At 65.2% G+C, this 11,672-nt stretch carries 2 protein-coding genes and 1 pseudogene; all 3 read right to left on the bottom strand.

The annotated features are described in order from the left end of the window. On the bottom strand, positions 1 to 2,210 hold a 2,210-nt coding region (locus C1I89_RS34410; RefSeq protein ID WP_102771677.1), incomplete at its 3' end, for a retention module-containing protein. Between the two features lie 244 nt (positions 2,211 to 2,454). Then, positions 2,455 to 9,654 (bottom strand): VCBS domain-containing protein, encoded by a 7,200-nt coding sequence (locus C1I89_RS35090; RefSeq protein WP_440130620.1) that lies wholly within the window; start codon positions 9,652 to 9,654, stop codon positions 2,455 to 2,457. Between the two features lie 424 nt (positions 9,655 to 10,078). Next, a pseudogene (locus C1I89_RS05185) lies at positions 10,079 to 11,641 on the bottom strand (Ig-like domain-containing protein); the annotation flags it as partial. Positions 11,642 to 11,672 lie beyond the last annotated feature (31 nt).

Raw genomic sequence — 11,672 nt, 5'->3', positions numbered from 1 at the left:
TTGACGGTCGATGTTGTTTTGCCGCCGTGCTCGTCATCGACGAGGACGGTGAACCGGTCAGGGCCGTTGTAGTCCGGATTGGGGGTGTAGGTGTACTCGCCGGTGGTCAGATCGAGGTCGAGTTTTCCATTTTTCGGAGACTCGGCGATCGTATAGCGCAACGTGTCGCCGTCCGCATCGCTCGCGATGATTTTGCCTTTGATGGGTTCATCCTCGGCAATCGTGATACTGGCGCCTTCGACCACCGGCGCGTCATTGACGGCGGTGATGGTGATGTTGACGGTGGACGAGGTCTTGCCCCCGTGATCGTCATCGACAAGAACGGTGAACCGGTCAGGGCCGTTGTAGTCCGGATCGGGGGTGTAGGTGTATGCGCCGGTGGTCAGATCGAGCTCGAGGTTTCCATTTTTCGGCGGTTCGCCGATCGTATAGCGCAACGTGTCGCCATCCGCGTCGGTCGCAACGATCTTGCCCTTGATGGGCTCATCCTCGGCAATCGTGATATCGACGCCTTCGACCACCGGCGCGTCGTTGACGGCGGTGACGATGACGTTGACGGTCGATGTCGTCTTGCCGCCGTGCTCGTCATCGACAAGGACGGTGAATTGATCGGGACCGTTGTAATCCAGGGAAGGGGTGTAGACATATGTCCCGGTGAGCGGATCGAGATCAACGTTGCCGTGCTTCGGCTCTTCGGCAACCGTATAGCGCAGCGTATCGCCATCCGGATCGGTCGCAACAATCCTGCCCTTGAAGGGCTGGTCTTCGGCAACCGTCAGGTCCGCGCCTTCGACGATCGGCACGTCATTGACGGCGGTGATGGCGATATTGACGGTGGATGAAGTCTTGCCGCCGTTGCCGTCATCGACGAGAACGGTGAACTGGTCAGGACCGTTGTAGTCCGGATTTGGGGTGTACGTGTATTCGCCGGTGACCAGATCGAGTGTGAGATCTCCATTCTTTGGAGGCTCGCTGACCGTATAGCTCAACGTATCGCCTTCTGCGTCGGTTGCGACGATCTTGCCCTTGAAGGGCTGGTCTTCGTCGACCGTGACGTCGACGCCTTCGATGACCGGCGGGTCATTGACGGCCGTGACTGTGATATTGACGGTGGAGGAAGCCTTGCCGCCCTTGCCGTCATCGACGAGAACCGTGAACTGGTCCGGGCCGTTGTAGTCCCGGTTCGGGACGTAGGTGTACGTGCCGGTAAGCAGGTCCACTTCGACCTTGCCGTGTTCCGGCGGCTGGCCGATGGTGTAGCTCAGCGTGTCCTGGTCGGCGTCGGTGGCGACGATCGTGCCGCTGAGGGGCTGGTCTTCTGCGATGGTGAGCGTGTAGTCGGAAATTTCCGGCAGGTCGTTGGCGCCGGTGACGGTTACGGTGAGCGAGGCGGTAGACGTGGCCAGGGATGGGTCGGCGATCGTGTACGAGATCGAACTGACGGCGGTCTGGCCGGCGCCCAGGGGCTTGAAGTCGCCGCGCGGGTCGAATTCGTAGGATCCATCGGGACGGATGGCGAAGGCGCCGCCGTGGGAGCCGGGGACGGTGAGGCCGTTGGCTCCCATCGGCAGGCCGTTGACGGAGGCAAGCGTCAGCGGGTCGCCGTCGGGATCGCTGTCGTTGGCGAGCAGGTTCCCGCGGATGCGTTCGTCCTGCGAGCCGCTGGCGCTGTCGTCGAGCGCGATCGGCGCCGAATTGGGCGGGCCGGTTTCATCGCCGGCTCCGGCGCCGGCGCCAGGCTGGCGGGGCAGCGCGTCATTGGCACGGGCCGGATTGGGGTAGGCCAGGTCCAGCGGGGTGGTGGTTTCGAGGATGCGGGCCAGGCGCACGATGCTGGTGCCGCCGCCTTCGCCGCCGCCGGCCAGCACGGCCGCGGCGGGGTCGAGCTGATCGAACGGGTCGCGGCCTTCGCGTAGCGCCGCCAGCAGGCGCTCGGTTTCGCGTCCGACCGGGGGAACGATCGCCGCCTCGGAGATGTCGGCCAGGGGCGAGTCGATTTCCGGGGACATTGCGACGTCGCGGCCTTCGCCGATCACGATCGGCATGCCGTTGCCGGTCTGGAGGGTGACCGTGGCGCCGGCGGCCGTGACGATGTCGCTGCCGATGGGAACCTTGCTGCCCTGGCGCAGCTCCGTCAAGGAGCCATCGCTATTGCGTATCCAGGCGCGGCCGGTGGTTTCGTTGACGACGGCGAGGAGGGGAGTAGCCATGATGGTTCCGTTCCAGGAGTGATCCACATGGCCAGATGTTAGGGGCGATGTTCTGGGGCCAGCCCCTGTTCGCAGACGATGTCAGGGGTGAATTCGTCCGGTTGTCCTGAATGAAACCTGGTAAAGAAGAACGCCCGGCGCCTGCCTGAGTGCTCAGGCAGGAAGGCCGGGCGCCAACGGATGGTCCGCGCTTGCGGATCATCCGAGGGAAGCGGCCGCGGGCCGCTTCCCGGGTGGGTGCAGCTTAGTGGTCGTTGACGTTCAGCTTCCCCTTCTGGAGCAGGTCGTTGATGATGGTCTGGTTGTCCAGGAGCTGGCCGTTGGTGCCATGCATCAGGTCGACGTTTTCGAGCACGATCTTCTGGTCGGGACCCTGGCCGATTTCGCCCTTGGTGTTGATCTCGATCACCGTGTTCTTGGCGTTGTCCGGGTCTTGCTTGAAGTTCAGGTACTGGCTCAGCGTCGACTGCTTTTCGCCGACCAGCAGATCCCTCAGGTCCAGGATGTCGCCGCCGTCGGCGGGCTTGAGGATCGAGAAGTCCTTGATCGTGTCGACAGCCGGCGCGCCGACCGTGCCCTGGTCGTTCAGCTCCCACTTGAACGTGTCGCTGCCTTCGCCGCCGATCAGGGTGTCGTTGCCCTTGCCGCCGTGCAGGACGTCGTTGCCGTCGCCGCCGTACAGCGTGTCGTGCCCGTCCCCGCCGCGCAGCACGTCATTGCCCGCGCCGCCGTAGAGGAAGTCGTCGCCGGTGCCGCCGGTCAGGGTGTCGGCGCCCGACGTGCCGTAGGTCACGGCATCGACGCGGATCGTGAGGTCGCTGTCACGGTTGTAGGTGTAGGCGCTGCCATCCTGATCGTGGCCCTGGATCGTGATGTCGATATTCAGGTCCAGCGCGCCGGTAAAGCCGGCGGACGGCTTGAGCGTCAGCGTGTCGAGGTTCCAGCCCTTGACGTCCACCGAGCCGTTGGCGTCCGTGGCCGTGAAGCTGTGGCCCTGGCCGTCGCTCAGCACGAAGCCGGCCAGCAGGTTCTCGACCATGATGCCGACGACATGCTCGCCGCTGGCCAGCGGCAGGTTGGCCGGGTCGACCTGGATCTGCGACAGCTTGATCTCGGCGTTCACCGGGGCTTCGTTGTAGCCGTAGACCTTGTAGTGGCCATAGCCTTCGGTGCCGATCAGGCTGCCGACCTTGAAGCCGGAGTCCTTGGCGGCCAGCTGTTCCTTGGCAGCCTCGAAGCTCGGGAAGAAGGTCAGCGCCTTGCCCGGATCGCTGCTGTTCTCGATCCAGACGTTGAACATGCCCGGGCCGTTCTGGTTATGCAGGAACATATCCAGGGTGTACAGGCCGCTCTCCGTCGGGGTGAAGGTGAAGGTCTTGACCGTGGCATGGTCGCTGCCCCAGCGCAGGTCCACCACCTGGCCGCCCATGTTGCGGTCGCCCAGCACCACGCGCAGGCTGTCGTCGCCCTGGGCGTGCACGGTGTAGGTTTCGCCGGCCTTCAGGTAGATCACGCCGTTGGCGTGGATCGCCGTATTGCCGTTGACGTTGCCCCATTGCGAACGGGCGTCGCCTTGCGGGTCCTTGCCCATCAGGTCCTGGACCAGGTACTGGCTAGGATCGGTGGACTTGCTGCCGGTGAAGCCGGCATCGCCGTACTTGTGGCCGCGGCCCGAACCGATGGGGTCCTTGGAGCGGAAGCCATTGCCGTTCGAGTCGATGTCCATCAACTGCTTGATCAGGGCTTCGAGGTCGTTGGAGTAGGCGCCGTTGCCCTCCGTGCCGCCGCTCTTGTCGAGCTTGGTCAGCACGTCGTTCACGTCCTTGTCCGACTTGGACAGATTCCAGCCGCTCTTGGTCGCCCACACCGTCAGGTTAAGGCCCTCGTTGGTCAGGGTCGGCTGCGGCGTCTTCACCGCCACGTCATCGTCGTGAATAGTCGTGGTCGCCGGGTTCTTGTCCGCCAGAATGCCGCGGTCGAAGGCGTTGCCTCCGGTCACGTTGCCCAGCGACAGCGACAGGCCCTTGTTGCCCTCGACCGCATGGTCGTTGACCACGCCCACGGTGACGGTGGCGCTGGACTGGCCGCCGCCGATCGTGACGGAGCCGGGCAGGTTGCCGGTGTCCGTATTGCCGGTGGCGTCGCCTTCCCACTGCAGCGCGGCGGTGATGGACTTGCCGTCCGGCACCTTGACTTCGTTGCCGTCCTTGTCGACCAGCATGACGGTGTAGGAGACCGATCCGTCGGCCTCGCTGACGTGGGCCGAGTCGGCCACGACCTTCAGGAAGACGGCCGGCCCGTTGTCGTAGCCATTCAGGTTGATGGTGATATGGCCTTGCTGGCTGTCGCCGTCGGCGTCGGTGACGGTATAGGTGTAGGTCAGCGCCTTGTTGCCGATTTCGAAGTTGTCGTAGGCCTTGCGGCTCATTTCGAACGTGTAGTGGCCGTTGGCGTCGATCGTCAGCTTGCCGTACTCGTTCTCGATGACCGTCGAGCCATCGGCCCGGGTGACGCCGCCGGTCCAGGCCACCGAGCCGGCGCCGTCGGCGCCGTACTGCCAGCCTGCGACGCCACCGCCTTCGGTGCTGAACAGGTCGCCTTCGACCTTGGGCAGCGGGTCGGTGGACGATACCGTGGCATACAGTTCGAAGGAGTTGGCCTGGCCTTCCTTGGTGTGGATTTCCGTGACCAGCTTGCCGTTGGCGTCCTTGAAGCCCGGGATGTTCAGCACATAGGTGCGGTCGCCGACCTGGAAGGTCTGCTGCAGCGAGGAGTCGGAGATCCGGACGATGTCGTCATCGCGGGAATCGCCATAGTTGTTCGGCGTTTCCGTATGTTCCAGCGTGATCGTGTGGTTGACGACGTGCTCGACGCCATCGATGGTGACGCGCAGCACCACGTTCAGCTCGACCGACTTCAGCGAATTTCCGGTCATCGGGAAGTTGTTGTGCGTGAACGTGCCGATCTTGAAGGTGGTGTCCAGCAGATCGGTGGCGTTGCTGCGCAGTCCCTCGTTGTCCACGAAGGCATAGCCGGAGTACTTCGAGCCCCAGTTGGACGGCTTGCCCCAGGTGATCGCGTCGATTCCGGGATCGCTGTCGTTGTTGGTCTGGCTATTCAGCGAGCCGTTGTTTTCCAGCTTCCAGTTGCTGAAGCCGGATTGCAGGCCGCCGACGCCGATCTCGCTGACTGGCACGCCGACGCTGGACGTCGGGTTCGGGTTGTTGGCCGGCATGTCGTCTTCGACGTTGACGGTGATCGTGGCGGTGCTGCTGGCGCCCAGCGCGTCGGTCACCTTCACGCCGATGCCGAACGACTGCACGTCCTCGACGCCCTTGTTCGGGTGGTCGACCGGCGCGTCCAGTTTGACGCTGTAGTTTCCTTGATTGTCGACGGTGACGGTGATCACGGTCTTGCCGTCGACCGTGCCGGTCAGGGTCTGGTTGCCGTCGGCCAGCGTCCAGGTCACGGGCTTGCCGCCCGACACCAGGACGCCGTCGGCCGGAGCCTGCAGGCTGACCGACAGGCCCTGGTTGCCGTTGGCGTCGGAGATCTGCAGCACGCCCGAGTAGGACGTTTCGTTCGACTGGTCGACCGTGCCGTTGGAGTCCTTGATGCCGCCGGCCAGGCCTTCCTCGGAAACCGATACGTGGGCGTCGTGGATCTCGGGAGCGCTGTTCTCCGTGGCCTTGGAGGTCACGGTGAACTCGCCCGTTACCTTGTCGCCGTCGCCATCGGTGCCGGTCACGCCGACGGTGAAGTCCATCGGACCGGCCGGGACGTTCTCCGTATAGGAACCGGTCGTGAGGAACGACATCTTGACGCCGCCGCCCGCGGTGAACTGGATCGCGTCGAAATGAGACAGCGAGGGGGTGCCGCTTTCCAGCATGTCCTTCGTGATGTGGAGGCTGCCAGTCGACGGGTTCACGTCCAACGAGAAGGTCCTGGACTCGTTGCCGCTCCAGACCGTGACCTGGATCTTGCCCGATCCCTTGACTTCGGCCACGTCCAGGCTGAAGTCCGACAGCGCCTGCTTGAAGTCCATGCGGAAGCTCTCGCCCGCATCGAAGGAGGTGTTGCCGATGCCGAACGAGTTGCCGCCGTCGAACGAATTGGCGTTGAACGTCTTGCCGCCGCCGGCGGTCAGCGTGGCGTAGCCCAGGTCGTAGCTGGTCTGCGGGTTGTTGGTGATGCTGGAGGCCAGGTCGATCGATTCGGTCGTTCCCGGGCGGGCTTCGTGCTGGGTGACCGTATAGCCGCCGGCCGGATTCACCGTGACCGTGAAAATCTTGCTGCCGTCGGGCGAGAAGATGTCGACCGAGGATTGGCCCAGCGTGCTGGTGGTCCAGCCTTCGGGCAGCTTCCCGATGGAGGAGACGACCAGCGTGGCGCCGACGGAATCGGCGCCGGTATTGAACTCCAGCGTGCCTTGCACCGTGGAGCTGGTGTTGTCCATGGTGGTGTTGGTGATGGTGCCGAACTCGGGGCTGTCATCCTCGATATTGACTGTGATGCTGCCGCCGGAGGTGGTGTGGCCGTCGCTGACCACCACGCCGACACCCAGCTGCAGCACGTCCTCGACCGAATTCGTCGGATGATCCACCTGGCCGGACAGGGTGACCGTGTAGTCGCCCGTGTTCGTCACCGTCATGGTGATGACGGGCTTGCCCAGGTAGTCGGTGCCGACCAGGGTGTGGCCGTCGCCGGACAGGGACCAGACGACCGGCCGTCCTTGCGAGTACAGCGCCGTGTCGGCCGGCTTGACCAGCGTCACGGTATGGGCGTCGCCCGAGTCCACGTCGGCAATGATCAGCTTGCCGGAGTAGGTCGCGGCGTCCGTCGTATCGGCAACGCCCTTGTCGTCCTCCAGGCCGAGCGGCAGTCCCTCTTCGGAGATGTTGAGGATGGCGCTGGTGATCGTGGGCGCGTCGTTGGCGCCGTTGATGCTCAGGCTGAGCGTGGCGCTGGATTCATCGCCATCCGCGTCGGTGATGGTGTAGTCCAGCGTGAAGTCCAGCTTGGTGTTCGCGCCCAGCGCCTGGACGGCCGGCTTGCTGTTGTCCAGCGTGAACCGCCAGGTGCCGTCGTTGTTCAGGGTCAGCGTGCCGTACTGCTCGATCTCGGCGCGCTGCGCGTCGGAGACGTTCCAGGTCACGTCCTTGATGGCGTCGGCGCCCTTGGTGTCGTTGTCCACGACGTTGCCGCCCAGAGTGTTGACGGTGGCGTCTTCGGTGACGCTGCCGCCGTCGTCGTCGTTGGCCGTGGGTTCGGTGTCGATGATCTGGATGACGAGGTCACCCGTGGTGGTCTTGCCGGCCACGTCGGTGACGGCGACCTGGAACTCGTCACGCACCTTGTCGTCACCCGCGCTGTGATCGTCCGCGCCGCCCGTTTCCTCGTAGGAGTACGTGATCTTGCCGGTGGCGGCATCGTAACCGGTGATGGTCAGGATGCCCTTGTCGGTGGTGATGACCACCGGCGTGGTGTTGGCGCCGGTGACGTCCTGGCCGCCGACGGTCACGCCACGGATGCCGGCCTCGGCCGAGACCGTGACGGAACCGGTGACGATGTCGCCGGTGCCTTCGAGCACGCTGTTGTGCGCACCGGTGACGGTGCCGTCGCTGTCCTCGGGGGTGATGACAGGCGGGCCGTCGGTCTGGCCGTTGATCGTGATGGTGATCACCGCCTCGGCGATGTCGCCATCGGCGTCGGTGATGGTGTAGCGGATGGTCTCGGTCAGCGTATCGCCATCGTTCAGGGCCTGGACAGCCTCCAGGCCGTTGTTCAACTGATACGACCAGGTGCCGTCGCCGTTGTCGATCAGCGTGCCGTACTTGGCGTCGGCCGTGTTGATGACGGTGGTGCTGGCATCGGCGCCCAGCGTGTCGTTGGCCAGCACGTTGCCGGTGATCGGGGCGGTCGCGTCTTCCGTGACGGAAGCGACATCGTCCTCGGCCTTGGGCTCGGTGTCGATGATCTGGATGACGAGATTGTTATCACGGCTGACGTTGGCCACGTCGGTGACCACGATTTGGAACTCATCACGCACGCTATCGTTGCCTGCACGGTGATCGTCCGCGCCGCCCGTTTCCTCGTAGGAGTACGTGATCTTGCCGGTGGCGGCATCGTAACCGGTGATGGTCAGGATGCCCTTGTCGGTGGTGATGACCACCGGCGTGGTGTTGGCGCCGGTGACGTCCTGGCCGCCGACGGTCACGCCACGGATGCCGGCTTCGGCCGACACCGTGACGGAACCGGTGACGATGTCGCCCGTGCCTTCGACCACGCTGTTGTGCGCGCCCGTGACGGTGCCGTCGGTGTCTTCAGGCGTAATGACCGGCGGGCCGTCGGTCTGGCCGTTGATCGTGATGGTGATCACCGCCTCGGCGATGTCGCCATCGGCGTCGGTGATGGTGTAGCGGATGGTCTCGGTCAGCGTATCGCCATCGTTCAGGGCCTGGACAGCCTCCAGGCCGTTGTTCAACTGATACGACCAGGTGCCGTCGCCGTTGTCGATCAGCGTGCCGTACTTGGCGTCGGCCGTGTTGATGACGGTGGTGCTGGCATCGGCGCCCAGCGTGTCGTTGGCCAGCACGTTGCCGGTGATCGGGGCGGTGGCGTCTTCCGTGACGGAAGCGACGTCGTCCTCGGCCTTGGGCTCGGTGTCGATGATCTGGATGACGAGGTCGCCGGTGGTGGTCTTGCCGGCCACGTCGGTGACTGCGACCTGGAACAGGTCGCGCACGGCGTTGTCGCCGTCGCTGTGGTCGTCGGCGCCACCCGTCTCCTGGTAGGAGTAGGTGATCTTGCCGGTGGTGGCGTCGTAACCGGTGATGGTGAGGATGCCCTTGTCGGTGGTGATGACCACCGGCGTGGTGTTGGCGCCGGTGACGTCCTGGCCGCCGACGGTCACGCCACGGATGCCGGCTTCGGCCGACACCGTGACGGAACCGGTGACGATGTCGCCCGTGGCTTCGATCACGCTGTTGTGTGCGCCCGTGACGGTGCCGTCGCTGTCTTCAGGCGTGATGACAGGCGGGCCGTCGGTCTGGCCGTTGATCGTGATGGTGATCACCGCCTCGGCGATGTCGCCATCGGCGTCGGTGATGGTGTAGCGGATGGTCTCGGTCAGCGTATCGCCGTCATTGAGCGCTNNGTCGCCGTCGTTCAGGGCCTGGACGGCCTCCAGGCCGTTGTTCAGCTGATACGACCAGGTGCCGTCGCCGTTGTCGATCAGCGTGCCGTACTTGGCGTCGGCCGTGTTGATGACGGTGGTGCTGGCATCGGCGCCCAGCGTGTCGTTGGCCAGCACGTTGCCGGTGATCGGGGCGGTGGTGTCTTCCGTGACGGAAGCGACGTCGTCCTCGGCCTTGGGTTCGGTGTCGATGATCTGGATGACGAGGTCGTTGCTGTTGCTGACGCCCGCAAGGTCGGTGACGACCACCGGGAAGCTGTCGCGCACGGCGTTGTCGCCGCCGCTGTGGTCGTCGGCTCCACCCGTCTCCTGGTAGGAATAGGTGATCTTGCCGGTGGCCGCATCGTAACCGGTGATGGTCAGGATGCCCTTGTCGGTGGTGATGACCACCGGCGTGTTGTTGGCGCCGGTAACGTCCTGGCCGCCCACGGTCACGCCACGGATGCCAGCCTCGGCCGAGACCGTGACGGAGCCGGTGACGATGTCGCCGCTGGCTTCGATCACACTGTTGTGCGCGCCGGTGACCGTGCCGTCGGTGTCCTCGGGGGTGATGACGGGCGGGGCGTCGGTCTGGCCGGTGACCGTGACGGTCAGCGTGGCGGTGGTCGTGGCGNNNGGCGGTGGTCGTGGCCCCGTCCGCGTCGACGACCGTGTAGGTGATCGAGGTGGTGGCGGTCTGCTGGTCGTTCAGGTACTGGAAGTCGCCGCCCGGATTGAACGAGTACGAGCCGTCGGCGTTCAGCGTGAAGGTGCCGCCGTGCGAGCCGGCCACCGGCTGGCCGACGCTGGCGTCGTTGTTGTTGACCTGCGAGACCTTGATGGTGTCGCCGTCGGGATCGCTATCGTTGGCCAGCACGCCATTGCTGGCGTCGACGGCGAGCGAGGTTTCTTCGTCGGTCGTGTTCTGGTCGTCGACGGCCTTGGGCGCGGGGTTCTTGATGTCCCATTCGAAGGTCTGGCTGATCTTGGCGCCGGATGCGTCGGTCGCGGTGACGACGATCGTGTAGACGCCGTTGTTGCCGCCCTGCGAGGCCGAGGAGTCGATCTTGCCGGAGATGAGGCCGGTGACGGGGTCCAGCGCCAGGCCCGGCGGCAGGCCGGTGGCGGTGTAGGTGAGGGTGTCGCCCTGGTCCACGTCCTGGAACTGCCTGGCGATGTCGACCGGGGTGATGACGTCGCTGTCGTTGTTGCTCAGGTCGCCCAGGATGACGTCCGGCGTGAGGATCGGGGCGTCGTTGCTGCCGGTGACCGTGATGACCAGCGTGGCCTTGTCCGTGGCGCCCTGGGCGTCGGTCACGGTGTAGGTGATGGAGGTGGTCGCCGTCTGGCCGTCGCCCAGGCGCTGGAAGTCTGCGCCCGGATTGAAGGTGTAGGTGCCGTCGGCGTTCAGCGTGAAGGTGCCGCCGTTGGAGCCGGCCACGGGCTGGCCCACGCCGGCTTCCTTGTCGTTGACCTGCGAGACCGAGAGCGCGTCGCCGTCCGGATCGCGGTCGTTGCCGAGCACGCCTTCGGTGCGGTGGTCGACGACCAGGACGGTGTCTTCCTGGGTGCGGCCGGCGTCATCGAGGGCGATCGGCTCGGGGTTGCCGATGGTCCAGACGAAGGTCTGCGAGACCGAGGCGCCCGATTTGTCGGTGGCGGTCACGGTGATCAGGTACTCGCCCTTGACGCCGGTGTTGGTGTGGTCGGAGGCCCAGTTGGCCAGCGTGCCGGAGAAGGTGCCGGTGGCGGTGTCGAAGGTGAGGCCGCCGGGCACGTGGTCGACGGAGTAGGTCAGCGCGTCGCCATTGTCGATATCGCTGAAATAGCCGGACAGGTCATAGCTGACCGTGTCGCCGTCCATGTTGTCGCGGTTGTCCAGCGCGATCGCCACGGGCGCATCGTTGGTGCCGGTGATCTCGACCGTCAGGGTGGCCGTGCTGGTGCCGCCTTCGCCGTCCGAAACCAGGTAGGTGATGGAGCTGCTGGTTTTCTCGCCGGCCGCCAGGTTCTGGAAGTCCGCGCCGGGGTTGAAAGTGTACGAGCCGTCGGCGTTCAGCGTGAACGTGCCGCCGCCCGAGCCGGTGACGACGCTGCCCACGCCGGCGGCGCTGCCGTTGACTGCGGTGACGGTCAGCGTGTCGCCGTCCGGGTCGTTGTCGTTGGACAGCACGCCGTTCGCGGCGTCGACGCTCAGGGTGGTGTCTTCGTCGGTCTGGCCGACGTCATCCAGGGCGGTGGGCGCGGGGTTGGTCACGTCCCAGTCGAAGGACTGCGAGGTGGTGGCG

The organism is Achromobacter pulmonis (genome assembly GCF_002885955.2).
In the GTDB taxonomy this organism is placed as follows: Bacteria; Pseudomonadota; Gammaproteobacteria; order Burkholderiales; family Burkholderiaceae_B; genus Achromobacter; species Achromobacter pulmonis_A.
Note: the sequence above shows the minus strand (reverse complement) of the source record. Positions and strands in the feature narration are given on the sequence as shown.